Origin of the sequence: Sphingomonas sp. NFR15, from assembly GCF_900103265.1 — a bacterium.
Classification (GTDB): domain Bacteria; phylum Pseudomonadota; class Alphaproteobacteria; order Sphingomonadales; family Sphingomonadaceae; genus Sphingomonas; species Sphingomonas pollutisoli.
This window is the reverse complement of record NZ_FMWX01000005.1, coordinates 36,026-62,397: the sequence shown is the minus strand read 5'-3', so window position 1 is coordinate 62,397 and position 26,372 is coordinate 36,026. Positions and strand designations below refer to the sequence as shown.

Below are 26,372 nucleotides of genomic sequence, written 5' to 3'. Positions count from 1 at the left end.
CGGCCTTATTGACATCGCCCGCGCATCGGTCAACGATCCGCACATGGACTTCGACGAGATTCTCGCGAAAAACCCGGCCGATCCGCTATCCCAATTGGTGCGGCAGGATCTCGATCGCCTCTCGCTCGACGAACTCGCCGCGCGGATCGCGGTGCTCGAAAGCGAAATCACGCGCAGCCGACAGCAGATCGAACGCGCCAGCAAGCACCGCGCCATCGCCGACGATCTCTTTCGGAGATGACCGCGCCCGCCAGACCGGGCGGCGAACGCGAAACAGGGCGGGCAGGCGCATTTCAAGTGCTTGATGCGAACCCCCCGCCTTCCAACATAGTCGGAAAGGGCCGCGCGTCTGCTTGCGGCCCGCATGGAGTACCATAATGCCCTCTTTCGCCTCCGCGCTGGAAACCACGCTCCACAAGGCGCTTGAAGCCGCGTCGTCGCGGCGCCACGAATATGCCACGCTCGAGCATCTGCTGCTTGCCCTGGTCGATGACGAGCACGCCTCGAAGGTGATGGCGTCATGCGGGGTCGAACTCGGCGAACTCAAGACCACCGTCGCGCACTATCTCGATACCGAACTCGAAGCGCTCAAGGTCGACACCGCGACCGATCCGTCGCCGACCAGCGGCTTCCAGCGCGTCGTGCAGCGCGCGATCCTGCACGTCCAGTCGTCCGGCCGGGACGAGGTGACGGGCGCCAACGTGCTCGTCGCCCTGTTCTCCGAACGCGAGAGCTATGCCGTCTATTTCCTCCAGCAGCAGGACATGAGCCGTCTCGATGCCGTCAGCTTCATCTCGCATGGCGTCGGCAAAGGCGGCGCCGCCCCCGAGCCGCGCGAAGTGAAGGGCGCCGAGGAGGAAAAGCCCAAGGCCGAGGCCAAGGGCAAGGCGGAGAGCGCGCTGAAGCAGTTCACCGTCGATCTCAACGAGAAGGCGAAGAGCGGCAAGGTCGATCCGCTGATCGGGCGCGGCCCCGAGGTCGATCGCACGGTGCAGATCCTGTGCCGCCGCTCGAAGAACAACCCGCTCTATGTGGGCGATCCCGGCGTCGGCAAGACCGCGATCGCGGAGGGACTCGCGCGCAAGATCGTCGAGGGCGACGTGCCCGAGGTGCTGCTGCCGGCGGTGATCTATTCGCTCGACATGGGCGCTTTGCTCGCGGGCACGCGCTATCGTGGTGATTTCGAGGAGCGGCTGAAGGCGGTCGTCAACGAACTCGAGAAGCTGCCGCACGCGGTGCTTTTCATCGACGAGATCCACACCGTGATCGGTGCGGGCGCGACCAGCGGCGGCGCGATGGACGCATCGAACCTGCTGAAACCCGCGCTGTCGGGCGGGACGATCCGCTGCATCGGCTCGACCACCTACAAGGAGTTCCGCAACCACTTCGAGAAGGATCGCGCGCTGCTGCGCCGGTTCCAGAAGATCGACGTCAACGAGCCGACGATCGAGGATACGATCAAGATCCTCGCCGGGCTGCGCTCCGCGTTCGAGGACCATCACAAGGTCAAATACACGCCCGACGCGATCAAATCGGCGGTGGAGCTCAGCGCGCGCTACATCAACGACCGCAAGCTGCCCGACAAGGCGATCGACGTGATCGACGAAGTCGGCGCGATGCAGATGCTGGTGCCGCTGGGCAAGCGCAAGAAGACGATCACCAGCCGCGAAATCGAGGCCGTGATCGCGACGATGGCGCGCATCCCGCCGAAATCGGTCTCGACCGACGACACCAAGGCGCTCGAATCGCTCGAAACCGATCTCAAGCGGGTGGTGTTCGGCCAGAACGAGGCGATCGAGAAGCTCGCCTCGGCGATCAAGCTCAGCCGTGCCGGCCTGCGCGATCCCGAAAAGCCGATCGGCAACTATCTGTTCACCGGCCCGACCGGCGTCGGCAAGACCGAAGTCGCCAAGCAGCTCGCCACGATCATGGGCATTCCGCTCCAGCGCTTCGACATGAGCGAATATATGGAGCGGCACTCGGTCTCGCGGCTGATCGGCGCGCCTCCCGGCTATGTCGGCTTCGATCAGGGCGGCCTGCTCACCGACGCGGTCGACCAGCAGCCGCATTGCGTGTTGCTGCTCGACGAAATCGAGAAGGCGCATCCCGACCTGTTCAACATCCTGTTGCAGGTGATGGACAACGGGCGCCTGACCGACCAGCATGGCAAGACGGTCGATTTCCGCAACGTCATCCTCATCATGACGACCAATGCGGGCGCCTCCGACATGGCGCGCGAGACATTGGGCTTCGGCAATCTCACCCGCGAGGGCGAGGACGAGCAGGCGGTGCAGAAGATGTTCAGCCCCGAGTTCCGCAACCGGCTCGATGCGATCGTGCCGTTCGGGTACCTTCCGACCGAGGTGGTCGCGCGGGTGGTGGACAAGTTCATCCTCCAGCTCGAACTGCAGCTCGCCGACCGGGGCGTCCACATCAACCTCGACGACGAGGCGAAGACGTGGCTCACCGCCAAGGGCTATGACAGGCTCTACGGCGCGCGTCCGATGGGCCGCTTGATCCAGGAGAAGATCAAGCAGCCGCTCGCCGAGGAACTGCTGTTCGGCAAGCTGGTGCACGGCGGCGAGGTCAGCGTGAAGATGAAGGACGGCGCGCTCGCCTTCGAGATCGTGCCGGCCGCGCCGAAGAAGCCGAAGAAGGGCAAGTCGGCGCCGAAGGCGGTGACCCCGACGGAGTGAACATGGACAGGCCCGGTCGCGAGACCGGGCCTGTTTTCTGCGGTCCCACGTCAACCCAAGCCGTTCGTGGATCGTACTCTAATCCAAACCGCTCGTGCCGAGCGAAGTCGAGGCACCTGCGTTCCGGACTCGCCACTCGACTTCGCTCGGGGCGAACGGAAGGTTACTTCCGGGACATCTCCCGCGCCATCAGCGCTTCGAGCCGCTTGGGATCGACCGCGCGCACCACCTCGGCCTTTTGCTCGCCAAGCCCCGGCTGATAACCATCGCGCCACGACAGCATGTCGCCATAGCCGGCCGAGAAGACGGTGTTGTAATCCACGAACAACGTCTCGCGATCGGTCACGATCGAGGGATCGAGCCAAACCGCCGCCGCCGTCTCGTCCCACAGCGGAAAGCCCGGCTCCATCCCCGCGATGAACCTCGCCACATCGGGCAGCGCCACCTTGGCCAGCCGCGCGAGCAAAGCCGCGCTGAGTTCGGTCGCGGTCGAGGGATCGACCGGCACCGCGACGATCCTGCGCCACGGCGCGCGCGCGACGATACTCGCCGCCTCGGGATCGAAGCGGGCGTTGAACTCGCGGCGCGGCGTGTTGGTATATTCGCGCGCGAAGTCGCTCGCCGAGGCGCCGGTCAGCACCTGATGCGGGTTGAGGCTGCCGCCCATATAGACGAGCTCCTTGGCCAGCCCCGCGAACGCCGGATCGAGCCGCTGCGCCAGCGCCAGGTTGGTGAACGGCCCCGCCGCCAGGATCGTCACCTCGCCGGGGTAACGATGCACCATGCGGATCAGGAAATTGGCGGCGATCTCGTCGGCCGCCTTGTGCGTCGGGTTGCCGCCGCGCAGATCGACCGGATCGTTCGGGCCGAAATAGGCGGGCGTGCTTTGCTGGGTCGGCTCGACCCAATGCTTCATCCACGCGCCCTTCCAGGTGAGCTTGCCGTACAGCGTCTCCCACCGCTCCGTCGCCGCCTCGGTGTTGACGAGCGGAAAGGTCGCGCCCTGCACCACCGGCACGTCGGTGCGGTGCGCGATCTCCAGCCCGCGTAGCGCCATCGCGGTCGCGCGGTTCGCCCAGACATTGCCCGAGACGGTGGTGAGGCCGAGCACCTCGACGTCCGGGTCTTCGAGCAGCATCAGGTGCATCAGCCCAAAGCCCTCGTCGTCGATGATGACCTTGCGCTTGGGGGTTTGCGCGTGCGCTACGCCGAAGCTGAGGAGCAGCGCCAACATCAAGCCCACCAGTTCCCCCGCGAAAGCGGGGGTCCAGAGCCACGAACGCTGGCGCTGTTTGGCCCTGGACTCCCGCCTGCGCGGGAGAACGGACAGTGCCGCAGTCACTGCGCCGCCACGAACGCATCGATCCGCGCGAGGTGTGCCGCCACCGCATCCGCCGGCAGGAACGATCCGATGAAGCTGTTGCGCGCCAGCGTTGCCAATGCGGCGCGGTCCAGACCGCGTCCGCCCGCGATCGCGCGGTAATTGTCAGCGACATAGCCGCCGAAATACGCGGGATCGTCCGAGTTGACGGTGGCCTTGAGGCCAAGCGCGAGCATCCGGTCGATCGGATGCGCGGCGATCTCGGGCACGACGCACAATTTGAGGTTGGAGAGCGGGCAGACCGTCAACGTCATCCCCTCAGCCGCCAGCCGCGCGACCAGTGCATCGTCTTCGAGCGCGCGGTTGCCGTGGTCGATGCGATCGACATGGAGCAGATCGAGCGCCTCCCAGACATAGGCGGGCGGCCCTTCCTCGCCGGCGTGCGCGACCAGCTTGAGGCCCTTCGCGCGCGCTGCGGCGAAGACGCGCGCGAACTTCTCGGGCGGGTGGCCGACTTCGGAGGAATCGAGCCCCACGGCCACGATCCGGTCGAGCCACGGCTCTGCCTCGGCGAGCGTCGCGAACGCATCGTCTTCGCTCAGATGGCGCAGGAAGCTCATGATGAGGCTGCTGGTGATGCCGTGCTTCGCCTCGGCCTCCGCCATGCCCGCGAGCAGCCCTTCGATCACCGTCGCGAACGCGACGCCGCGCGCGGTGTGCGTCTGCGGATCGAACATGATCTCGGCATGGCGCACCCCGTCCGCCGCCGCGCGATCGAAATAGGCGGCTGCGAGATCGTGGAAATCGGCTTGCGTGCGCAGCACGTCCGCCCCGGCATAATAGATGTCGAGGAAATCCTGAAGGTTGCCGAACGCATAGGCCGCGCGAACCTCCTCGACCGACGCATAGGGGATTGTCACCCCGTTGCGCCGGGCGAGCGCGACCATCAACTCGGGTTCAAGACTGCCCTCGATATGGAGGTGGAGTTCGGCCTTGGGCAGGCCGGTGATGAAGGTGTCGAGATCGGTCATGCGGCCGAATGTGCTGCGGTGCGGCATGGAAGGCAAGCGCGGCCTGCCGTCGCCCCGGCGCAGGCCGGGGCCGTTGCGTGACTTGGCGAGCCGGGTGCCCCAAACACAGCGGCCCCGGCCTGCGCCGGGGCGACGGTTAGCGGGTCCATGCGCAGTCTCCGAGCACATAGGTCCGCGCGATCGCACGGTCATCGCCGAGGATCTGGAGCGCGAACAGCCGCTCCGCCAGCCCCACCCCCGCCGTGCGGCGCGCGAGCAGCGAGGTCGCCGCGCAGTCGAGCACGACGAAATCGGCTTCCTGCCCGATCTCCAACGCGCCGACGCGATCGGCGATGTGGAGCAGCGCTGCACTCCCCGCCGTCGCCAGATACAGCGCGCGAAACGGATCGAGCGGGTAATCGCGCGCCAAAGCCGCCTGATAGGCAAGGCCCGCCGTGTGAAGCATCGAGAACGTCGTCCCCGCGCCGACATCAGTGCCGAGGCCGAACGACACCCCATGGGCGTCGGCCTGCCCGAAATCGAAAAAGCCCGAGCCGAGGAACAGGTTCGAACTCGGGCACACCGCGATCCCCGCGCCGGTCTCGGCCAGCCGTGTGCAGGCTCGGTCGGAGAGGTGAACGCCATGCGCGAACACCGAACGCGGCGTCACCAGCCCGAAGCGATCATAGGCGTCGAGATAATGATAGGCATCGGGGAAGCGCGCGGCGACCGCCTCGCATTCGCGCACATTCTCGGCGAGGTGCGTGTGCATCAGCACGTCCGGGTGGGCGGCGACCAGATCGCCCGCGACCTGCAATTGCGCGTCCGACGACGTGAGCGCGAACCGTGGCGTCACCGCATAGCCGAGCCGCCCGCGCCCGCGCCCGCGCCAGCGCGCGATCAGCGCTTCGCTCTCGGTTCGCGCGCGCTCGGGCGTGTCGGCGAGGCCCGCTGGCCCGAGGTCCATCAGCACCTTCCCCGAGACGATCCGCATCCGCCGCGCCAGCGCCGCCTCGAACAGCGCATCGACCGACTGTTCGTGGACGGTCGGGAACACCAGAGCGCTGGTCGTGCCGTTGCGCAGCAACTCGGTGAGAAACGCGTTCGCCACGTCGTCGGCGTGGGCGCGATCGGCGAAGGCCGTCTCGGCGGGGAAGATGTGGCGAGTCAGCCAGTCGAGCAACTGTTCGCCGTGCGACGCGATCCGGTCCATCTGCGGATAATGAACATGCGCGTCGATGAAGCCGGGCACGATCAGCCCCGGGAGCGGCTCGACGGCGATGTCGGGGAATCGTTCGGCAAGCGCTGCATACGTCCCCCGCGCGACGACGATGCCGTCCTCGACGACGAGCAGCCCGTCGGGCTCGTGGCGCACGGCATGCGCATCGTGGCGCGGATCGCGCGGCACCGACAGCAGTTCGCCGCGAAAGGCTTTGAGCGTCATCTCAACTGCCGCGATAGGTCGAATAGCTATAGGGCGAGACGAGCAGTGGCACATGATAATGGCCGCCCGCAGCGACGCCGAAGTCGATCGTGATCACGTCGAGGAACGGCGGATCGGCAAGCGTCACCCCCTGCCCCCGGAAATAGGCGGCGGTCGCAAATTCGAGACGGTAGCGGCCGGCATCGACGGCGGGGAGGCCGGGGCAGCGGCCATCGGCGTTGGTTTCGCCGGTGAACAGCACGCCGCCGCCCGCGCCGAGCAGCCGCAGCGCGACGCCGGCGGCGGGGCGACCGTGCGCGGTATCGAGCACGTGCGTCGACAGGCTGGTCATGCGGTGGGCCTTTCGGGCGGCCATTCGCCGAGGAACTCGGCTTCCTCATAAGCGATCAGATCGGCGACGAGTTGCTCCCGATCATCGAGGAACAGTTGATCGGCGACCCCCTTCACCACGCGCGGCAGCGCGGTCTGGAGGCCCGAGAGCGCGGATGCGGACAGACCTAGGCTGATGAGCGCGGAATAGTTGAACGCGAACAGGCCGTGGAGCGCGTCGGCATCGGCGGCGTCGCGCGGCAGCAGTTCGAAGCCGGGCCCGAGATAGGGATGCGCGTCGATCAGCGCGTTCTCGGCACCCGGCGCGGGCGCGAAGCGATCCGCCCAGCGCGCGATCTTGTCCGCCACCAGCCGCAGTTCGGGGCGCAGGCCGGGATCGCTGACGAGACCGGTCGAGAGCACGACGAAATCGAAATCGTGGCTGCCGTGCGGCGTCGTCACGCGGACCACGCCGCCTTCCTCCGCCACCGACAGCCACGGCGCGCCGAGATGGAGTTCGAAACCCGGCCATGCGGCGGCCCGCGTGAACGTGTCGTTGGTCGGCGGCTGGTTATGCCCGAGGAAGCTCGCCATCACCGCATATTTCTCGGCGTCCGAAAGCGCCGGATAGCGGCCGGTGAAGCCCACCCGCTCCATGAAGCGGATCGGGTTGATCCGCGGCAGCGCCCCGCGCCGGATGAACACATGCGCTGCGGCCACGCCCATCGTCAGCGCGGCATTGGCATTGTCGAACGCCGATGCGCCGCCGCCGAGGATGCCGATGCGCTTGCCGGCGAGCGCGGCGTAATCGATCGGCTCGCTGGTGTGCGCGTAGCGGCCGCGCGGCAGGGCGTCGCGGATCATCGCGGGCGTGTGCCATTCGCCGCCACCCTGGATGCCGGTCGCCAGCGCGACCTTCCTTGTGAGGAGCGGCGCGCCTTCGGCGAGGTGGAGGCGGTGCAATCCGCCGCCGAGCGGCTCGATCGTCGCGAGCCGGCACGCGTTGCGCACCGGCAGCGCGAGCACGCGGCGATACCAGCGCAGATACGCCATCCAGTCGCCACGCGCGATCTTGTCGACCGCCGCCCAGCCCGCCGCGCCGTGCTGCGCCTCCCACCATGCCCGGTAGGTGAGCGCGGGCACGCCGAAGTCGATCGGGTTGAGCCCCTTGGGGGTACGCAGCGTCAGCATCCGCGCATAGGTTTCCCACGGGCCTTCGAGGCCGGGCGGATTCTCGTCGAGCACGAGGATGTTCGAGACCCGCTCGCGCAACAGCCCGAATGCGGCGGCAAGCCCGCTCTGGCCGCCGCCGACGATCACCACGTCATAGACATGGCCGTCGGGATGCGTGCGCGGGCGCGTCCAGTCGGCGCCGCCGTGGCCGATAAGCGCGAGCTGGCGCGCGAGATCGGCCTCGAGCGCGGCGAGGCTCACGCTTCGTCTTCCATCCGCAGCAGCACGATCTTGCCGATCTCCGCGATGGCGGTGGCGATTTCGGTCTCGCGATCATGCGCGAGCCGGCGCTCCATCGCGGCGAGGATGCCGGCCTTGTCGGTCAGCCGCACGCAGATCACGAAGGGGAAGTCGAATTTCTCGCGATAGGCGGCGTTGAGCGCGTGGAAAAGCTCGAACTCGCCGGGCGTGAGCCGGTCGAGCCCCGCCGACGCCTGCTCGGCCGCCGATGCCTCGCTCAGCGTGCCGTCGATCGCGGTCCTGCCGGCAAGCTCGGGGTGCGCGCGGATCAGCGCCACCTTCTCGGCGCGGGTGGCATCGTACACCACTTCCATCAGGTCATGGTAGCGGTTGCCGGTCGAGGGCCGCGCATCGGCGCGCGCCTCCACCCAGGGGCTATGTTCGAAGAGTGGCTCATGATGGGTGCTCAATGTGTGCTCCCCTCCAGGCTGACATGCGCCGAAACGACCTTCCAGCCATCGGCGAACTTGACCCACGCTTGCGTCTGGCGACCGCGCCGATCGCTGTTCTCGCGAAAGAATTCGGCGTCGGCGGTGGCGAAGCTGTCGCCATAGACGGTGATCGCGACGCGGCCGAGCCTGCGCTGGGGCGAGCCGCCCCGGCCTTTGCGAAACGCGCGGATTTCCTCGATGCCGTACAGCACCTCGCCGACGCCGTAGCGGTTGGTGGTCGGGGCATCGTGGAACAAAGCGTCCATCGTCGGCACGTCGTCGGCCATCAGCGCGCGTTCATAGGCGTGGAACGCTTCGGTCACTTCGGCGAGCAGAGCCGGATCATCGATTTTCATACGGGTGAACCTCCAGCCAGTGACGGGCGATGTCGATGCGGCGCGCGACCCAGGCGTCGCCGCTCGCGAGGACATGATCGAGGAAGCGCGCCAGCGCCCGCGCGCGGCCCGGCCGCCCGGCGACGCGCGCATGCAGCCCAACCGACATCATCCGCCCGCCTTCCTCACGAAGCTGGTCGAACGTGTCGCGCAAATAGCGGAAGAACTGCTCGCCCTCGGTGAAGCCGTTCAAGGCGACGATCTTCATGTCGTTGACGTCGAGCGTATAGGGCACGATCAGTTGCGGCGCGCCGAAGCGGGTGTCGTAATAGGGCAGATCGTCGGCGTAGCTGTCGGCATCATAGACGAACCCGCCTTCCTCGACGATCAGCCGCGCGGTGTTGGGCGAGGTGCGGCCCTGATACCAGCCGAGCGGGCGGCTGCCGGTCAGCCGGGTGTGGAGCGCGATCGCCTCGGCGATGTGCGCGCGTTCGGTCGCTTCGGGCACGTCCTGATAGTCGATCCAGCGCAAACCGTGGCTGGCGATCTCCCAATCGGCGGCTAGCATCGCTTCGACGGCGGGCGGGTTCATCTCCAGCGCCCTGGCGACGCCAAATACGGTGACGGGCAGGTCGCGCTGTGTGAACAGCCGATGCAGCCGCCAGAAGCCGGCGCGGCTGCCATATTCGTAGAGGCTCTCCATCGCCATCGCGCGTGCCGGATGGCTGGCCGCGCCGACCATTTCGGAGAGGAACTTCTCCGAACCCGCGTCGCCGTTGAGGACGCTGTTCTCGGCGCCCTCCTCGTAATTGACGACGAACTGGACGGCGACGCGCGCCCCGCCGGGCCAGCACGGATCCGGCGGGGTGGCGCCATAGCCGATCAGGTCGCGCGGGGCGGTCATGCCCCGCCCGCCCGCATCCGTTCGGGCCGAGCGCAGTCGAGGCCCCGATGTGGCGTATGTCCCTCGACTTCGCTCGGGACGAACGGACGTAGCACCCTCACGCCTCCCAAGCCTCAAGCGCTGCCGTCACCGCCGCCCCCGCCGGCAGCACGAACCCCTCCGCGCGCAGGCACGCCTCTAGCGCGCCCAGCGTAATCAGCACCTTATGCTTCATCGCATTGTAGCCCATCGCACCGATCCGCCAGATTCGGCCGGCTAGCGGGCCGAAGGCGGTGCCGATCTCGATCTCGAAATGGTCGCGCATCGCCGCGCGGACGCGTTCGCCGTCAACGCTCTCGGGGATGTAGACGCCCGTCACGTTGGTCATGCGGAAGCGGTCGTCGCCGAACACGGTGAGCCCCATCGCGCGCAGCCCCGCCGTCACCGCCCGGCCCGCAGCGGCGTGGCGGGCATAGCGCGCCTCCAACCCCTCGCCGAGCGCTACGCGCGCGCATTCGCGCGCGGCGTAGAGCATCGAGGTCGCCTCGGTGTGGTGGTTGAGCCGCTTTTCGGACCAGTAATCCATAATCATCGCGAGATCGAAATAGTTCGAGCCGATGCGCGGACCGTTGCCATCCACCATATCCGCCGCGCGGATGCCCGCCTCGGTATGGCGGCGCGCGAAGATATGCTCGGCGGCGGCATCGGAGATCGTGATCGGCGCCGAGCCGGACGGGCCGCCGAGGCATTTCTGCAAACCGCCGGTAACGATGTCCGCGCCCCAGCGATCCGCCGCAATGTCCATCCCGCCAAGTGTCGCGGTGGCATCGACATAGAGCAACGCCCCCGCCGCGTGGCAGAGATCCCCGAGTCCGTCGAGCGGCTGCGCCATCGTCGTCGAGGTGTCGCCATGGATGGTGGCAACGACTTTCGGGCCGGTACGCTCGATCGCGGCGGCGATGACGTCGAGCAGAACGGTCTTGCCCCAGGGTGCATCGACCGTTTCGATGCGCGCGCCGATGCGGCCGAGGATCTCCTGGAGCAGCAGCCCGAACCGGCCGAAATCGACCACCAGTACGGTGTCGCCCGGCGTGACGAGGCTGACCAGCGCCGCCTCGATCCCCGCGCGCGCGGTGCCGTCGATCAGCATCGTCCAGCGGTTCTGCGTCCCGAAGATCGGGCGATAGAGCGCCATCACCTGGTTCATATAGCCGGTCATCTCGGGATCGAACTGGCCGAGCAGATCCGCCGACATCGCGCGCAGCACGCGCGGATGCGCGTTGACCGGGCCAGGCCCCATCAGCAGCCGCTGCGGCGGGTCGATCTCGCCGAACAGGAGGGGGTCGAGGGTCACGCGGCATCTCCGAGGCGTTCGATGAAGCCGAGCATCACCCGCAACGCGATCTCGGCGTCGGCGGGGTCGACATGCTCGGCGGGGTTGTGGCTGATGCCGCCCCTGCAACGGACGAACAGCATCGCGGTCGGGCACAGCGCCGCCATCACCATCGCGTCATGCCCCGCACCCGAGACGAGCCGGCGCATCGGCTGGCCGGCAGCGGCGGTGGCCGCATCGAGCAGGTCCATCAACGCGGGATCGCACGGACTGGCGGGGAGATCGTGGATATGATCGACGTCGAAGTCGAGGCCGCGTGCATCCGCGATGGCGGCGATCGCATCCAGAATCGCTTCGGCGGCGCGGTCCCGCCGCGCGGGATCGCCTGAGCGGATATCGATCGTGAAGCGCACCGTGCCCGGGATCACGTTGGCGGCGCCGGGCAGCGCCTCGATCCTGCCCACGGTCGCGACGAGATCGGAGGCGTCGGCGCGGGCGATGCGCTCGATCGCGAGCATCATTTCGGCCGCACCGGCGAGCGCGTCGCGGCGCAGCGGCATCGACGCCGTGCCGGCGTGGCCGGCGACGCCGATCACGCTCGCCTGAAAGCGAAGCTGCGCGGCAATGCCGGTGACGGTGCCGATGGCGAGTCCCTCGGCTTCGAGGACCGGGCCTTGCTCGATATGGGCTTCGAGATAGGCGAGCGCTTCCGGGATGCGTGCCTCTCCGAACGCCGTCACCCCAGCGCAAGCTGGGGTCTTTTGCGGCGCGGACGCGCCCTCCCCCGGGAGACCCCAGCTTGCGCTGGGGTGACGGTTTGCGGCATGGGCGTCCTCTTCCCCGTTCGTGCTGAGCGAAGTCGAAGCACGGGCCGCGAGCGCTGCGCCTGGGATCTGTGCTTCGACTTCGCTCAGCACGAACGGGGAAAGCGGGGGAAGTGCGGCAAGCGCCTCCGCCAGCGTCACGCCATCCGCATCCGCCACCTCCAGCGCGGCCATATCCAGCGTCCCCGCCACCGCGCGGCTGGTCAGCATCGCGGCGGGGAAGCGCGAGCCTTCCTCGTCGCCGAACGCGATCACCTCGATCGGGAAGCGCATGCGTCGCCCGGCGGCGTGCAGCGCCGCGACCGCCTCGATCCCCAGCAGGATGCCGAGCGGCCCGTCGTAGCGCCCGCCATCGCGCACGCTGTCGAGATGGCTACCGATCAGCAACGCCGGCGCCTGCACGTCGGTGCCCGCATAGTGGCCGATCAGATTGGCGGCGGGGTCGCGGAGCACCGTCATGCCAGCGTCCGCCATCCAGCCGGCGAGTGCGTCCTGCGCGGCGGCGTAAGCGGGGGTCAGATAGCCGCGATACAGCCCGTCCGGCATGTCGCTATACGGTGCGATCCCCAGCGCATCGCAGCGCGCCACTGCGCGTGCGCCGCCTACCATGCCACCACCCCGCCGTCGCTGCGCGGATCGGTCGCACCCTCGAGCGCGCCGTCGCCGTGGCGGACGATCGCGCCGGCATGGCCCATCATCGCGGTCAGCGCGCCGACGCGCTCGACATCGTGCCCCGCCGCCGCGAGCGCCGCGTAGAGCGTGTCGTCGAAACCGTCTTCCAGCTTGAGCGTGGTCGATTGCTCGCCCCAGGTGCGCCCGAGCAGCCAGCGCGGGGCGCGGATCGCGGCCTGCACATCCACACCGTAGCGTGCATAGCGCGTGAACAGCGCGGCCTGGGTCTGCGGCTGGCCCTCGCCGCCCATGGTGCCATAGGCCATCACCCGGCCATCGTCGAAGCGCGCGAGTGCCGGGTTGAGCGTGTGGAACGGCTTGCGGCCGGGCTTCAATGCGTTCCAGCCACCCTCGGCAAGCCGGAACGAACTGCCGCGATTCTGCCAGGTGATGCCGGTCTGCGGCAGCACCAGCCCCGATCCGAACTCGAAATAGGTCGATTGGATGCAACTCACCACGCGCCCCTCGGCATCGGCGGCGCCGAACCAGCAGGTATCGCCCCACTGCGGCGGCTGCGGCCATGACAGCGCATGCGCGGGGTCGATATCGGCGGCCAGCGCGTCGAGCGCGTCGGCGTCGTCCAGCAGCGCCTGCGGCTCGCCCTGCATCCAGTCGGGATCGCCGCAATGCTGGTCGCGCCATCGGAACGCCCGCTTGGTCGCCTCGACCAGCGCGTGAACATGGTCGAACCCGTCGGCCTCGGTCGCCTCCAGCCGGTCGAACAGCGCGAGGATCAGCAGCGAGGCGATCCCCTGCGTCGGCGGCGCGGTGTTGTAGAGCGTCGCGCCGGCGATCTTCACCGACAGCGGCGCGGGGGCCGTCGCACGGTGCGCCGCCAGATCGGCGCGCGACACCGGGCTGCCGAGCGCGGCGAGATCGTCGGCGATCCGCTCGGCAAGCGCGCCATGGTAGAAGTCGTCGAGGCCATCCGCCGCCAGCGTGCGCAGTGTCTCGGCGAGCAGCGGCTGGGTGAAGATATCGCCTTGGGCGAGCGGGCGCCCCGCGGGCTCGAACACGCTGGCATAGGCGCCGGGCTGGGCGCGCAGTTCGGCACCCTTGGCGGCGGCAATGGCGGCACCGCCCGCCGTCACCGCGACGCCCGCCTCGGCATGGCCGATCGCGTCGCGCAGCAGCCGCGCGAGCGGCAGCGTGCCGCCGCTCGCCGCCAGCGCCGCTGCCCAGCCCGAGACCGTGCCCGCCACGGTGTTCGCCGCGAGGGCCCCACGCGTCGGCACCGCCGCCAGTCCGGCATAGAGCGACAGATCGGCGCGCGCCGCCGCCGCGCCGCAGCCATGCACCGTATGGACGCAGCCACCCGGTTCGGCGATCAGCCAGAAGCCGTCACCGCCGAGTCCGGTCATGTGCGGATAGACCACCGCCAGGCAGGCCGCGACCGCGACGCACGCCTCGACCGCGCTGCCGCCGTCGCGCAGCACCGCCACCCCCGCCTCGGCGGCGAGATGGTGTGGCGCGGTGACGATGCCGCGCGTGCCGGTGACGGTCGTGAGGCTCATGCCCCCGCGCTCATCCACACGAACCGCACCACGAACAGCGCGGCGAGCACGAACAGGAACCAGTCGCTCCGCCGGATCGTGCCGCGCAGCAGCTTCAGCGCGGCGTGCGCGGTGATCCCGAAGGCAAGCCCGTTGGCGATCGAGAAGGTGAGCGGGATCATCGCCACGGTCAGGAACGCCGGGATCGCCGAGAGCGGGTCTTCCCACTCGACCTCGGTCAGCGGCAGCAGCATCAGCCCGCCGACGATGATGAGCGCGGGCGCGGTCGCCGCGAGCGGCACGATCTGCGCGTAGGGCGCGACGAACATCGTCGCGAAGAACAACAGCCCGGTAACGACCGCCGTCAAGCCGGTGCGCCCGCCCGCCTGCACCCCCGCCGCGCTCTCGACATAGGAGGTGACGGTGCTGGTTCCCGCCATCGATCCGACGATCGTCGCAGTCGCGTCGGCGATGAGGATGCGGTTGAGGCCGGGGATGCGCCCGGCGGCATCCATCAGCCCGGCGCGCTTGGTGACGGCGACGAGCGTGCCGATATTGTCGAACAGATCGACGAACAGGAACACGAACACGATCTCGAACACCCCGCCCGAGAGCTTGAAAACGCCGGGCAGATCGAGCTTGAACGCGGTGCCGGTCAGCGCCGACAGGCTGTACGGATCGGGCTTGAACGCGACCAGCCCGGCCAGCCAGCCGAGGATCGTCGTGCCGACGATGCCGATCAGCATCGCGCCGCGCACCCCCCATACGCTGAGCGCGCCGATCAGCAGCAGCCCGAACAGCGCCACCGCCGCAGCCGGCTCGCGCAGGTTGCCGAGCGCGACGAAGGTCGCCGGATTGGCGACGACGATGCCGGCGTCCTTCAGCCCGATGAAGCCGATGAACAGACCGATGCCACCCGCGACGGCGGCGAACAGATAGGTCGGGATCACCGCGACGATCAACTGGCGCACGCCGGTCAGCGTCAGGATCAGGAAGCACACGCCCGAAATGAACACGCAGCCGAGCGCGACCGGCCAGGGCACGTGCATCTGCTGGACGACGGTGAAGCTGAAATAGGCGTTGAGCCCCATGCCCGGCGCGAGCCCGAGCGGGGTGTTGGCGACCAGTCCCATCAGGATCGAGGCGAAGGCGGCGGCGAAACACGTCGCCGCCGCGACCGAGGCGACCGGCATGCCCGCAAGACCGAGAATCGCCGGGTTGACCAGCACGATATAGGCCATCGTCAGGAAGGTGGTGAAGCCGGCCAGCACCTCCGTCCGCACCGTCGTGCCGCGCTGCGCAAGCGCGAAATAGCGCTCGAGCGGCCCCGCCGATGCTGGCGCCGCCGCCTGTGGTTCGCTCATGCCAATTCCCCCTGCAACACCCCCGTCGGCGCCGACACGCCGCCCCCCCCTTGCGCCTCCAGCCGCGCGGCGAAGCGGAACAGCGTCCGCTCGCTGCCGGCGCGACCTATCACCTGCAACCCGAGCGGCAACCGTCCCGGCCGCAGCAGCGGCACCGCCAGCGACGGGAGGCCAAGGAAGCTGATCGGCTGGCTGTGAATGCCGAGATCGGCGCGCGCCGGGCTGAGCGCGCCGTCGATCAGGATGCGCGGATCGGCGATCGGCGGCGCGACGCACGGCGTGGCGGGCGCGAGCAGCACGTCATACGGCGCGATCAGATCGGCGATGCGCTGCTTGAAGGCGGCGCGGAACGCCTGCGCTTGGTCGTACAGCGCCTGTGGCAGGAGCGCGCCGGCGATGAGCCGATCGCGGACTTGCGGGTCGAACGCCATCGCCTGTTCGGCGAGCGCGGCGCGGTGGAGCTTTCCACCCTCGAACGCGGTGATGACGAACGCCGCCGAGCGCGCGCGGGCGATGTCGGGAAGTTCGATGACCGGCGCGTCGGGCGCGATCGCGGCCATCGCTGCGATCTGGTCGGGATCGGCATTGTCGCGGAAACGCCCGCCGAGCAATGCGACGCGCAAGGGCGCCTCGGTCGCGTCGGCGGGGGTGCCGCTCAGCACGTCCCACACCACGCGCATATCGGCGACCGAGACTGTGAACGGCCCTATATCGTCGAAACTCTCCGCGAACGGGAACACCCCCGCCATCGGCAAGGCGTCGTGCGTGGCCTTGATGCCGTACACGCCGGTCAGGCTGGCGGGGACGCGGATCGAGCCGTTGGTGTCCGAGCCGAGTGCGAACGGCAGCAGCCCGGCCGCGACCACCGCCGCCGATCCGCCCGACGAGCCGCCTGCCAGCCGGGCGGGATCGTGCGGGTTGCGTGTGGTGCCATAGGCCGCGTTGATCGTCGCGAAGCCATAAGCGAATTCGTCCATGTTGAGCGTGGCGACCAGCACCGCGCCGGCTTCACGCAGGCGCCTGATCGCCTCGGCATCGGCGCGCGCCGGTGCGGCATCGGCGTAGAGCGTCGAGCCGGCGGTGGTCGGCAGGCCGGCGACGTCGAACAGATCCTTGACGCCATAGGGCACGCCGGCGAGCGGCCCCGGATCGCGTCCGGCCGCGATCTGCGCGTCGACCGCAGCCGCCTCGGCGCGCGCGCGATCGGCGAGGACGCGCGTGACGGCGACGAGGTCGTCGCGGCCAAGCGCGGCAAGACACGCCTCGACGATCGCGGCGGCGGTGACACGCCCGGCGCGGACATCGGCGGCGATGTCGATCGCCTGCCTCATGGCTGGGCGCCGCGCAGCGTCGCGGCATGCCGATCGAGCAAGGCAAGGTTGGCGGTCACGCCGGGCAGGCACGCGTCGGGGATCGCCAGCCCGGCCGCCTGCGCCGCCGCCGCGATCTCGGCCTCGCTGCGGGGGATCGCCACCGCAGCCTCGCGCGCCTCGGCCGCGCTGCGGAACCGCCCGGCCAATGCCGCGCAGACGAACAATTGCAACTGGTGGAAGATCATCAGCGGCAGCACGATCAGCCCGACATGCGCCGGCGCGAACAGCGCGCCCGCCATCGGCACGCCCGAGGCGAGGCTCTTCTTCGATCCGCAGAACAGCAGCACGATGAAATCCTCGCGCGACAGACCGGCGAGCCGCGCCATCAGTACGTTCACCGCCATCACCGCCGCGAGCAGCACCGCGCTCAAACCCAGCAGCCCGGCGAGATCGGCGACGTTCACCTGAGTCCAGATGCCGTTCACCACCGCCGCGCTGAACGCCGAATAGACGACGAGCAGGATCGATCCTCGGTCGACCGGCTGGAGCACCTTCTTGTTGCGATCGACGAAGCCGCCGATCACCGGGCGCAGCAGATGCCCGGCGACGAACGGCAGCAGCAATTGCACCGCGATCGTCCAGATCGAATGCCACGACGACACCGCACCCTTGCCATCGACCTGCATGAACAGCGCGACCAGCAGCGGGGTCAAGAAGATGCCGAGCAGATTGGACAGCGACGCGCTGCACACGGCGGCGGCGACATTGCCGCGCGCGATCGCGGTGAACGCGATCGAGGATTGGACGGTGGAGGGCAGCAACGTCAGGAACAGCAGCCCCGACAGCAGCAGCGGATTGCCCCAGCCGTGCAACAGCGCGACCAGCGCCAGTCCGAGCAGCGGGAACAGCAGGTAGGTCGAAGCGAGCACCAGTGCGTGCAGCTTGAGATTGCCGATCCCCTGCACGATCGCCGCGCGCGACAGCTTGGCACCATGCAGGAAGAACAGCAATGCGATGGCGAGATCGGCGGCGAGATCGACCCAGCCCGCCGCCGCGCCGCGCACCGGCACCAGCGACGCCGCCACCACCACCGCGATCAGCAGCAGCAGAAACCGATCGATCGACACTAACAGCTTGAACGCGCGCCCCATCATCGCGCTATGCCCGCTCCCGCCCTACCGATCCAACACAATGACGGACACGGATCGTTGCAAAAAAGCGTGCAGCCCGCTCCGACATCCAGGCGCCTCTTCAAACCCGTTCGCACTGAGCGTCACGTTCGCTACACGCGTCGGCACGCCCGGAAGGAACGGCAGGACGCTAGGCGAAGCGATGCGACGTCCAGGTAATCAGCACCGACACCGCCATCACACCCAGATCGACCGCAGCCTGAATGCGGTGCGGCGCGAGGTCTGCGGGATCGTGGAGCAGAACGCGAAGATCGGCCGACGGATGCCGCGCGACCGCGACCGCGACCGCCACCAGCGCCAGGGCAACGAAAACAGCGATCCGTCGATTGCGCATGGCCTCATCTCCTGCGGCGCGTTTACCGTAAACGCCGCCGGGCGACAAGCATGGCTCAGGCCGCGAAGCGGCGGAGCGCGGGGGCGCCCCGCACCCGGTCGCGGCCAGCCTTCTTCGCCTCGAACAGCGCGGTGTCGGCGCAGCGGTACAGCGCCTTCCAGTCCGCCTCGCGCGCCAGCGGGCCGCGGCACTGGCCGATGCTCGCCGTCACCGTGATGTCGAAGGGCATGCGGGCATGCCGCAGCCGGTCGAGAATGTCCTCGGCGAGCGCCTCATCCGGGTCTGCGATCACCACCGCGAATTCCTCGCCGCCGAGCCGCGCGGCCAGGGCGCCGGCGGGCAGCGCCTGACGCAAGGTGCGCGCGAAGATGCGCAGCACCTCGTCGCCGCCGTCGTGGCCGATCGTCTCATTGACGTGCTTGAAATGGTCGAGATCGACGAGCAGCAAGGTGAAATCGCCCTCGTGCCCCACCGCGCCCCGCAGGAAGGCGCGGCGGTTGAGCAGGCCGGTGAGCGAGTCGGTATCAGCGAGCAGCCGCGCGGCGATCTCCTGCTCGCGCGCCTCGTCGCGCTCGCGGGTGAGGAGCAGCACGCGGTGGCCAATCGCGAGGCTCGACAGCAGCGCTTCCACCGTCATCGAGATGACGGAACTGTTGTCGATCCAGAAATGATATGGCCAGCCGAACAGGCCCGACGCCGTGCGCACCGCCGCGAACGCGATCGGCAGCGACCAGGCGATCGTGAAGAACGGCAGGAAGGCGCTGTTCCGACGCCAGGCGTTGACGAGGATCGGCACGATCGAGCCGAGCAGGAACAGGAAGCCGATCCCATAGATCGTGTCGAACAGGCGCAACCCGATCGGCGCGAACAGCGCGATCGCGATCGCCGGGACGCCGACCGACACCGCGGCCGCGACGCAGACCCGCCTGAGCCAAAGCGTCATCACCCGCTGTTCGAAGAAGTTGCGCAGAAACGCGAGCGCGGACACCGCCACCAGCGCGAGCAGCACATAGTTGATCCGCATCCGCGCCGTGTTGGCGATATCGGGCAGCAGCCACGCGAGCGTGCCCGACGAACTCAGATCATAGGCGAGCAGCGCGACCATCATCAGGCAGTAGAACGGCATGAAGCGGTGGCGCAGCGCATAGGCCAGCCCGAGATTGAACAGCAGCAACGCCGCGCACGCCCCGCCGACCCCGGCATATAGCGCGGCGAGATGGGTATCGGATCGCGTCACCTCCCCGCCCGTCGCGAGCGTCGGCGCGAGCAGGATGCCGCGCAGGTTGGCAGCGCCTTCGACGTGCCAGAGCAGGCGCACCAGCGGCGCCGACCGACGCGGCAACCAGCGCTGGAAGATCGCGCCGAGCCTTAGGTGGCGCGAGACCGCGACATCGTCGCTGCGGATCGAGACGATCGTGCCATCGGCATACAGCGCGTAAATGGTCATCGCGCGCTGCCACACGCTCGACGAGCGTACCGCGAGCCGGCTTTCGGCGGCGGGCAGGTCGAGCGGCTGGCTGAGCAGCCAGAAGTCGCCGCCGCCGAATCGCGCTTGCGGCGTCGCGCAATCGAACCGTCCGGCCGCGTGGAACAGTTTCGCCGCGCTCAGCCCCGGCGCGTCGCGCAGCACGCAGGTCCGGATCGGGATGCCGACCGGCCCGACCTGCGCGTTCGCCGCGCCCGCGCACAGCGACACCAGCATCGCGAGGAGCCAGGCAAGACAGCGAAGGGGCGAGCGCGACCGCATTGCGCAACCGCATTAGCCGATTATGGACAATAATCGGTAAATTTTTGCGCGTGAGGGAACCGGAACGGGTCGGCTACGTTTTGTCGCGCTTACGTCGTCCCCAACCAGTCGCGCAGCGCGGCGTTGACCGGCGCCGCCGCAGCCCAGGGGGTGAAGTGGCCGGCATCGAGTTTGACCAGCGTCAGATCGGTGACGAGCGCGTCCAGCCCTTCGATCTGCGCCGGCAGCAGATACCGGTCGCGCATCCCCCAGATCACCAATGTCGGCTGGGTCACGACCGGCGCGGGCGACAGCGCCATGCCTGCGCGCGGCGCGGCGCGATACCAGTTGAGCATCGCCGTCATCGCGCCCGGCTGGCTCCATTCCTCGAGATGCGCGGCGCGATCGCGCCCCACCGCCAGCGCCGCCAGCCGCTGCACGGCGCGGTTGCCGAACGTCGCCGCGAGCAGCCGCGACCGGTCGATCCGGGTGCCGCGAATGAAGCCGATATAGCCGCTCGCACGCCGCTGCGCGGCGTCGTCGCGCAGGGTCTGCTGGAAGCGATAGGGGTGCGGCGCGTTGAGGATCACCAGCCGCCCGACGCGGTCGGGCCGCGTCATCGCCGCGCCCCAGGCGATCGCGCCGCCCCAATCGTGGCCGATCAGCGTGAAGCGTTCGCGCCCGAAATGATCGGCCAGCGCGAACACGTCGGCCATGATCTTGTCCGGCGCATAGTCCGCCACCTCCGCCGGTTTGGACGAGCGCGCATAGCCGCGCTGGTCCGGCGCGATCACGAAATGGTCACGCGCGAGTTCGGGGATCTGGTGCCGCCAGGTGCGGTGCGATTCGGGAAAGCCGTGGAGCAGGATGATGGCGGGATGCGCGGGATCCCCCGCCACCGCGACATCGAGCTCGACACCGGTGGCGAGGGATGCGCGGATCACGGGTAGCTGACCGTGAGCGGCACCTCGGGAAGCGGGATCCACTCCTTGTCGTCGCCCGGCACCTTGGGGAATTGCTGCGCCTTCCACGCGCGCTTGGCATCGTTGATGCGCTCGCGGCGCGACGAGACGAAGTTCCAGAACACATGGCGCGGCGTGGCGAAGGCTTCGCCGCCCGCCAGCATCACGCGCCCCCCGCGTTCCGAGCGCAAGGTCGGCGTCGTGCCGGGGCGCAGCACGTAGAGCGTCATCGGTTCGAGCGTCATCCCGTCGAGCGTCGCCTCGCCGAGCGCCACGTACAGCGCGCGTTCGTCGGCCGACGCGTCGATCGGGATGCTGCCGCCCGCGCCCAGCGCGATGTCGGCATAGATCGTCTGCGCATAGGTCGTGGTCGGCGCGCTCGCCCCCCACAGATCGCCCATGATGATCCGCGCCCGCGCCCCACCGTCCTCGAACACCGGCAGCGTGGCCTCGGGCACATGCTCGAACGCGGGGTCCATCTCCTCGTCCTTCTCGGGCAGGGCGAGCCAGGTCTGGATGCCCGACAGGTCGGGGCCGCCCGCGCGCTCGTCGGCGGGCGAGCGCTCGGAATGGACGATGCCGTGGCCCGCCGTCATCAGGTTGACCGCGCCCGGCTCGATCCGCGCGTCGCTGCCGATCGAATCGCGATGCTCGATCGCGCCGGCGAACAGATAGGTGACGGTGGCGAGGTTGATGTGCGGGTGCGGCCGCACGTCGATGCCCTGCCCCGCCGGCAGATGCGCCGGCCCCATCTGATCGAAGAAGATGAACGGCCCGACCATCGTGCGCGGCTTGGCGGGCAAGGTACGGTGGACCTTGAAGCCGCCGAGATCGTGCGTCGTCGGCAGCAGCGTCTGGATGATGAGATCGTCGGTCATAGGGCCTCTCGCGTCGCGATCATGTCGAGCAGATCCTCGGGGAAGATCGGCTCGTGGAAGGTGGCGATGTCCTCGCGCGCGAACCAGCGCCATTCGCGCATCACGCGCTGTTCGAGCGGGGTGTGGCCGCTGGTGTCGACCTCGACCGCGCCGGCGTCGATACGGAAATAGCGTTCGTCGGCGATGACGGGAACGCCTTCCAGCGTGACGAACTCGACGACGCGGCGCGCCACCTCCTCGCCGGGATCGGCGACGATGCCGGTTTCCTCGAACAATTCGCGCCGCGCCGCAGCTTCATAGCTCTCGCCGGGGTCGACCGCGCCGCCCGGGGTGCACCAGAACGGCGGCCGGTCGGCGGGATCGAAGCGGAACAGCAGGATACGCCCCGCACCATCGAGCAGCAGGATGCGCGCGGCCGGGCGCGGCACGCGTGCCGTCATGCTGCGTCCAGTTCGGGATAGTGGCGGAAGATGCCTTGCGTGTTGAACGCGATCCGGCGCTTGCTGGCCAGATACGCCTTGATGCCGTCCAGCCCGGCGACGCGGTCGTGCAGCGCGATCAGCTTCGGGTAATCGCCTTCGATCGCCGCCATCCGCTGCGGCAACATGTAGCGCAGCCCGGCGACGATCTGGAACAGCGAGGTGTCGCCGTGGCTCCACGTCTCCCCCATCAGCCAGTCGCCCGGATTGGCGCCGAGCGCGGCTTCGAAATAGCCGAGGAACTTGGGCATGCGTCCGCCACGGAACTGGGCGGCGGCGCGCGCCGCCTCGGGCTTCTGATCCTCGTAATAATCCATCATCGCGACCGGATGGTGGACGTTATGCACCTCCGCGACGAGATCGGCGATGGTGAGCTGGATGCCGTTCAGCCACTGCCGGTCCGCCAGCGCCAGCGGCGCGATGCCGTGCGCCTGGCCGAGATAGGCGAGGATGTTGGCGACGTGCGAAACGATGCCGTCAGGAGTTTCCAGATAGGGCGGCGCGAAGGCGCCGCGCCCGCCGGCCCGGCCGTCGAGGTCCGCGATCAGCGCCTCGGCGCCCTGCTCGCGCGCGCAATCCTCATACGCGATGCCGCCCGCTTCCAATGCGAGCCGCACGAACTCGCCGCGCCCCTGTATGCCAGGCCAGTACCACAGCCGATAGGTCATCTCACTCTCCCGGGGCGCGCGCCCGGATCGCGAGCGCATGAATCCGCGCGGCGAGCAGATCGGCGAGCGCGGTGTTGACGAGCCGCTGGCGTTGAACGCGCGAGACGCCGGTAAAGGCCGCGCTCTCGACGATCACGGTGAAATGCGATTCGCCCGAACGGTCGTCCCCCATATGCCCGGCGTGGTGGTGGCTGTCGTTGATGACCTCGAGATGCGACGGCGCGAGCGCGGCGGTGAGACGGGCGGCGATCTGATCCGCGACGGGAGTGGTGGCGAGCGTGTTCATCGACCCTATATACGCCGTTTCGCCAATTCAGGGAGCCGGCGTGGCACGCCAGACCGAAAAGAAAGATCGTCCCAATGTCCGCTTCCACGGCCGCGTCGAGGGAAGCGGCCGGGTGTGCGACGAACCCGGCTGCGACCTGCCCGGAGAGTTCCGCGCGCCGGCGGACGGCCCGAGCAACGATTTCGAGGGACCGCGCCCGTACCGCTGGTTCTGCCTCGATCATGTCCGCGCGTTCAACGCCCGCTACAATTTCTTCGCGGGTATGAGCGCTGACGAAATCCACGACGCCCAACGCCCGTTCTCGGGCTGGGAGCGCGAGACGCGCGCGTTCACCGGCAATGGCGGCGCAGACCGCCCGCCGCGATGGGCCGATTTCGCCGACCCGCTCGACGCGATCGGCGCGCGCTTCCGCGGCGCGACGGCGGCGGCGGCGGCGCGCAAGGACGGCCGCCCGCTGTCGGACGGGGACCGGCGCGCGCTGAAGGTGCTCGACCTGCCGACCGACGTCGACCGGCGCGGCTTGCGCCAGCGCTATGCCGAACTGGTGCGGCGCTATCACCCCGATCGCAACGGCGGCGACCGCAGCTTCGAGACAAAGCTGCAGGACGTGATCGCCGCCTATACCCAGCTCAAAAGCGCAGCGGCGTTTGCCTGAAGCCGTCGCCCCGGCCTGCGCCGGGGCGACGGCTTGGATCAGCCCTCCGCCAGCGCCGCGAGCTGATCCGCCACCGCGCCCCAGCCTTGTTCAAAGCCCATCGCCTCGTGCCGCGCCTTGGCCTCGGCGGTCCAGTGGCGCGCGGTGGCGGTGTAGCGGGTCTTGCCGCCTTCGTCGGCAAATTCGAAGATGCCGGTCATGAACGGCGCCTGCGGCACCCAGCCGGCGGCATAGGCATCGGTGAAGACGAAGCGTTCGCCCGGCACCACCTCCAGGAACACGCCCTCCTGCGCGTGGCGCTCGCCGTTCGGGCCGTGCATCACCATCGCCGAACGGCCACCGGCGCGCCAGTCCAGCTCGACGATCTCGGTCGTCCAGGGCCTCGGGCACCACCATTCGGCGAGCCGTTCGGTGGCGATGCTCCACACCCGCGCGACTGGCGCGTCGATCAGCCGGGTGACCGACAGGGCATTGCCCTCGCTCATGCCACCGCCTCCCCGGCGACCGCCGCCTCGATCGCGGCGATATCGATCTTGCGCATCGTCATCATCGCCTCCATCGCGCGCTTCGCCGCCGCCGGATCGGGATTGGCGAGCGCCGCCGTCAGCACGCGCGGCACGATCTGCCAGGCGAGTCCGTAGCGGTCACGGCACCAACTGCACGCGCTTTCGCTGCCTCCGTTCGACACGATCGCGTCCCAGTAGCGATCGGTCTCGGCCTGATCGTCGGTGAAGATCTGGAACGACACCGCGTTGGTGAAGGGATTGCCGCCGCCCGCGTTGAGCCCGACGAACGGCTGCCCGCAGACCGTGAACTCGACCGTCAGCACATCGCCCGCCTTGCCCGCCGGATAGTCCGCCGGCGCGCGGTGGATGGCGGTCACGCCTGAATCGGGAAAGACGCTCGTGTAGAAGGTCGCGGCCTCCTCGGCGTTGCCGTCGAACCACAGGCAGGTCTTGATCTTGCTCACTGCCGTTCCCCCGAGACGAAACCGATCGACGCGCCGGTCGGATCGCGCACGACCACGATGCGCTCGCCGCCGGGCACGTCCATCGGCGCCATCAGCACGGTGCCGCCCGCCGCCCGCACCTGCTCCGCCGCTGCATCGACGTCGGGTACGCGGAAGTAGAAGCTCCACCCGACCGGCTGGTCGGGCGCCGCACGGTTCATCATCGCGCCGATGCGCGTCTCGCCCACATCAAGGAAGCGATAGTCGCCGAGCGGCCCCATCGACATCGCCTCGGTGGAGGCCATCCCGAGCAGATCGCCATAGAAGGGCAGCGCCGTGGACGTGTCGAGCGTGGTCAGTTCGTTCCACGCGCAGCGCATCGGCAGCGTCGACGAGAACGATGTGCTGTCCTGATCGCCCATCGTCGGAGCGGGCGTCATCAGATACAAAGGCGCGCCTTGCGGATCGGCGATCAGCGCGATGCGGCCGACATCGGGCAGATCGAGCGGCCCCATATGCGTCTTGCCGCCCGCCGCCGTGTTCGCGGCGACCTTGGCATCGACATCGGCGACATGGAAATAGGCGAGCCACGTGGGGCCGCCGGGCGCGTCGGCCATTTCGACGAGGCCGCCCACGCCGACGCCGTCCGCGTTCCAGATCGTATAGGGCATCGTGCTTCCGGTCGACGTGAATTCGCTGGTCGTCCAGCCGACGATCCCGCTGTAGAAGGCCTTGGCGACAGCGGCATCGCCGGTGATGAGTTCGTACCAGATCGGCATTCCGTAAGGCGTCGGCATCGTCTCTCTCCCGTTCGCTCCATCAAGCTCCTGCGTCGCCGCTCTCGAACAGCGGCTCGAACCCGCCCCAGAACATGCGCTTGCCGTCGAAGATCGGCGGTTCGGGCGATTTCATGCGATCGTCCTCGAGCATCGCCGCCCAGCCGGCGTCGCGCGCCGCCTTCGACGGCCACACCACCCAGGAGAACACGATCGCCTCGCCATCCTCGGCCTTCACCGCCTTGTAGAAATCGGTGTGGGTGCCGTGCGGGACATCGACGCCCCAGGTCTCGACGATGCGGAGCGCACCGTGATCGTGGAACAGCGGCGCCACCCTCGCGGCCATGTCGCGATAGGCTTGCTTGTTCGCCGCCGGCACCGGACAGACATATCCGTCGATATAGGCCATGATGCTCTCTCCCGGAATCGAACCCGTTCAAAGCGACACGCGACTCGTGCGGCCACGTGCCGCCCGATATACACGTCGCGCGACGCGAAGCCGAGCGCCGGATCAGCGCGCGGGATGGCACGCGTTTGCGCCCGTAAGGGTCGATGGCGCTTGACGTGC

The 26,372-nt window shown here is 68.8% G+C and carries 28 protein-coding genes; 3 read left to right on the top strand and 25 right to left on the bottom strand.

The genetic code is table 11. The features are described from left to right. The first annotated feature begins 43 nt into the window (after window positions 1-43). Window positions 44-241 (top strand): DUF1192 domain-containing protein, encoded by a 198-nt coding sequence (locus BLS81_RS12695; RefSeq protein WP_093224387.1) that lies wholly within the window; start codon window positions 44-46, stop codon window positions 239-241. A 136-nt stretch (window positions 242-377) separates the two neighbouring features. Continuing rightward, window positions 378-2,696: an ATP-dependent Clp protease ATP-binding subunit ClpA gene (gene clpA, locus BLS81_RS12690; RefSeq protein WP_093224385.1), complete on the top strand. Its 2,319-nt coding sequence runs from the start codon at window positions 378-380 to the stop codon at window positions 2,694-2,696. Between the two features lie 163 nt (window positions 2,697-2,859). On the opposite strand, the gene BLS81_RS12685 is transcribed toward clpA, so the two are convergent. The 21 genes from BLS81_RS12685 to BLS81_RS12585 form a co-directional block, all read right to left on the bottom strand. Further along, a complete protein-coding gene (locus BLS81_RS12685) occupies window positions 2,860-3,930 on the bottom strand; it encodes a nucleoside hydrolase (RefSeq protein WP_093224683.1) in 1,071 nt (356 codons plus the stop codon). Window positions 3,931-4,034: 104 nt separating this feature from the next. After that, the gene (locus BLS81_RS12680; RefSeq protein WP_093224681.1) at window positions 4,035-5,048 is read right to left on the bottom strand and encodes an adenosine deaminase; all 1,014 of its coding nucleotides are present in this window, start codon (window positions 5,046-5,048) and stop codon (window positions 4,035-4,037) included. Between the two features lie 136 nt (window positions 5,049-5,184). Next, on the bottom strand, window positions 5,185-6,471 hold the full coding sequence (gene guaD, locus BLS81_RS12675) for a guanine deaminase (RefSeq protein WP_093224384.1): 1,287 nt from the start codon (window positions 6,469-6,471) through the stop codon (window positions 5,185-5,187). A 1-nt stretch (window position 6,472) separates the two neighbouring features. Further along, window positions 6,473-6,802: a hydroxyisourate hydrolase gene (uraH, locus tag BLS81_RS12670; protein ID WP_093224382.1), complete on the bottom strand. Its 330-nt coding sequence runs from the start codon at window positions 6,800-6,802 to the stop codon at window positions 6,473-6,475. Next, on the bottom strand, window positions 6,799-8,214 hold the full coding sequence (locus BLS81_RS12665) for an FAD/NAD(P)-binding protein (RefSeq protein WP_093224381.1): 1,416 nt from the start codon (window positions 8,212-8,214) through the stop codon (window positions 6,799-6,801). Before BLS81_RS12665 ends, uraH begins: the two co-directional genes overlap by 4 nt. Then, entirely contained in the window at window positions 8,211-8,663 is a 453-nt protein-coding gene (gene uraD, locus BLS81_RS12660) for a 2-oxo-4-hydroxy-4-carboxy-5-ureidoimidazoline decarboxylase (RefSeq protein WP_093224379.1), read from the bottom strand. The genes BLS81_RS12665 and uraD overlap by 4 nt, the downstream gene beginning before the upstream one ends. Next, window positions 8,660-9,040 carry an oxalurate catabolism protein HpxZ gene (gene hpxZ, locus BLS81_RS12655; protein ID WP_093224378.1) on the bottom strand — a complete coding sequence of 127 codons (381 nt, stop codon included), beginning with the start codon at window positions 9,038-9,040 and terminating at the stop codon, window positions 8,660-8,662. Before hpxZ ends, uraD begins: the two co-directional genes overlap by 4 nt. Further along, complete coding sequence (gene puuE, locus BLS81_RS12650; RefSeq protein WP_093224376.1) at window positions 9,027-9,923, bottom strand: allantoinase PuuE; 897 nt, start codon at window positions 9,921-9,923, stop codon at window positions 9,027-9,029. The genes hpxZ and puuE overlap by 14 nt, the downstream gene beginning before the upstream one ends. Before the next feature lie 97 nt (window positions 9,924-10,020). After that, window positions 10,021-11,202 (bottom strand): pyridoxal-phosphate-dependent aminotransferase family protein, encoded by a 1,182-nt coding sequence (locus BLS81_RS12645; RefSeq protein WP_093224680.1) that lies wholly within the window; start codon window positions 11,200-11,202, stop codon window positions 10,021-10,023. A 50-nt stretch (window positions 11,203-11,252) separates the two neighbouring features. Further along, window positions 11,253-12,668: a Zn-dependent hydrolase gene (locus BLS81_RS12640; protein ID WP_093224374.1), complete on the bottom strand. Its 1,416-nt coding sequence runs from the start codon at window positions 12,666-12,668 to the stop codon at window positions 11,253-11,255. Then, window positions 12,662-14,245 (bottom strand): gamma-glutamyltransferase family protein, encoded by a 1,584-nt coding sequence (locus BLS81_RS12635; RefSeq protein ID WP_093224373.1) that lies wholly within the window; start codon window positions 14,243-14,245, stop codon window positions 12,662-12,664. Before BLS81_RS12635 ends, BLS81_RS12640 begins: the two co-directional genes overlap by 7 nt. Next, complete coding sequence (locus BLS81_RS12630; protein WP_093224371.1) at window positions 14,242-15,588, bottom strand: NCS2 family permease; 1,347 nt, start codon at window positions 15,586-15,588, stop codon at window positions 14,242-14,244. Before BLS81_RS12630 ends, BLS81_RS12635 begins: the two co-directional genes overlap by 4 nt. Further along, window positions 15,585-16,919, bottom strand: coding sequence for an AtzE family amidohydrolase (locus BLS81_RS12625; protein ID WP_093224370.1), 1,335 nt, complete (start codon window positions 16,917-16,919; stop codon window positions 15,585-15,587). Before BLS81_RS12625 ends, BLS81_RS12630 begins: the two co-directional genes overlap by 4 nt. Next, window positions 16,916-18,052 carry a bile acid:sodium symporter family protein gene (locus BLS81_RS12620; RefSeq protein WP_093224368.1) on the bottom strand — a complete coding sequence of 379 codons (1,137 nt, stop codon included), beginning with the start codon at window positions 18,050-18,052 and terminating at the stop codon, window positions 16,916-16,918. Before BLS81_RS12620 ends, BLS81_RS12625 begins: the two co-directional genes overlap by 4 nt. A 169-nt stretch (window positions 18,053-18,221) precedes the next feature. After that, window positions 18,222-18,425, bottom strand: coding sequence for a hypothetical protein (locus BLS81_RS12615; RefSeq protein ID WP_093224367.1), 204 nt, complete (start codon window positions 18,423-18,425; stop codon window positions 18,222-18,224). Between the two features lie 55 nt (window positions 18,426-18,480). Further along, window positions 18,481-20,127 (bottom strand): GGDEF domain-containing protein, encoded by a 1,647-nt coding sequence (locus tag BLS81_RS12610; protein ID WP_256326224.1) that lies wholly within the window; start codon window positions 20,125-20,127, stop codon window positions 18,481-18,483. A gap of 134 nt (window positions 20,128-20,261) precedes the next feature. After that, window positions 20,262-21,095 (bottom strand): alpha/beta fold hydrolase, encoded by an 834-nt coding sequence (locus BLS81_RS12605; RefSeq protein ID WP_176787157.1) that lies wholly within the window; start codon window positions 21,093-21,095, stop codon window positions 20,262-20,264. After that, window positions 21,092-21,991: a pirin family protein gene (locus BLS81_RS12600; RefSeq protein ID WP_093224362.1), complete on the bottom strand. Its 900-nt coding sequence runs from the start codon at window positions 21,989-21,991 to the stop codon at window positions 21,092-21,094. Before BLS81_RS12600 ends, BLS81_RS12605 begins: the two co-directional genes overlap by 4 nt. Continuing rightward, entirely contained in the window at window positions 21,988-22,431 is a 444-nt protein-coding gene (locus tag BLS81_RS12595; protein ID WP_093224361.1) for an NUDIX hydrolase, read from the bottom strand. Before BLS81_RS12595 ends, BLS81_RS12600 begins: the two co-directional genes overlap by 4 nt. After that, window positions 22,428-23,138 carry a glutathione S-transferase gene (locus BLS81_RS12590; protein ID WP_093224359.1) on the bottom strand — a complete coding sequence of 237 codons (711 nt, stop codon included), beginning with the start codon at window positions 23,136-23,138 and terminating at the stop codon, window positions 22,428-22,430. Before BLS81_RS12590 ends, BLS81_RS12595 begins: the two co-directional genes overlap by 4 nt. 1 nt (window position 23,139) lies before the next feature. Beyond that, window positions 23,140-23,424 (bottom strand): BolA family protein, encoded by a 285-nt coding sequence (locus BLS81_RS12585; RefSeq protein WP_093224358.1) that lies wholly within the window; start codon window positions 23,422-23,424, stop codon window positions 23,140-23,142. A gap of 40 nt (window positions 23,425-23,464) precedes the next feature. Here BLS81_RS12585 and BLS81_RS12580 point away from each other — a divergent pair, with 40 nt between their 5' ends. Then, window positions 23,465-24,079, top strand: a complete 615-nt coding sequence (locus BLS81_RS12580; RefSeq protein ID WP_093224356.1) for a J domain-containing protein — start codon at window positions 23,465-23,467, stop codon at window positions 24,077-24,079. 38 nt (window positions 24,080-24,117) lie between these two features. Here the strand turns inward: BLS81_RS12580 and BLS81_RS12575 are convergent, their stop codons facing one another. From BLS81_RS12575 to BLS81_RS12560, 4 genes are read right to left on the bottom strand one after another with little or no spacing between them, the layout of a single operon-like run. Continuing rightward, the gene (locus tag BLS81_RS12575; protein WP_093224355.1) at window positions 24,118-24,564 is read right to left on the bottom strand and encodes an SRPBCC family protein; all 447 of its coding nucleotides are present in this window, start codon (window positions 24,562-24,564) and stop codon (window positions 24,118-24,120) included. Further along, a complete protein-coding gene (locus BLS81_RS12570; RefSeq protein ID WP_093224353.1) occupies window positions 24,561-25,049 on the bottom strand; it encodes a VOC family protein in 489 nt (162 codons plus the stop codon). The genes BLS81_RS12575 and BLS81_RS12570 overlap by 4 nt, the downstream gene beginning before the upstream one ends. Then, on the bottom strand, window positions 25,046-25,825 hold the full coding sequence (locus BLS81_RS12565) for a VOC family protein (protein WP_093224352.1): 780 nt from the start codon (window positions 25,823-25,825) through the stop codon (window positions 25,046-25,048). Before BLS81_RS12565 ends, BLS81_RS12570 begins: the two co-directional genes overlap by 4 nt. Window positions 25,826-25,847: 22 nt before the next feature. Beyond that, complete coding sequence (locus BLS81_RS12560; RefSeq protein ID WP_093224350.1) at window positions 25,848-26,213, bottom strand: DUF1428 domain-containing protein; 366 nt, start codon at window positions 26,211-26,213, stop codon at window positions 25,848-25,850. Window positions 26,214-26,372 lie beyond the last annotated feature (159 nt).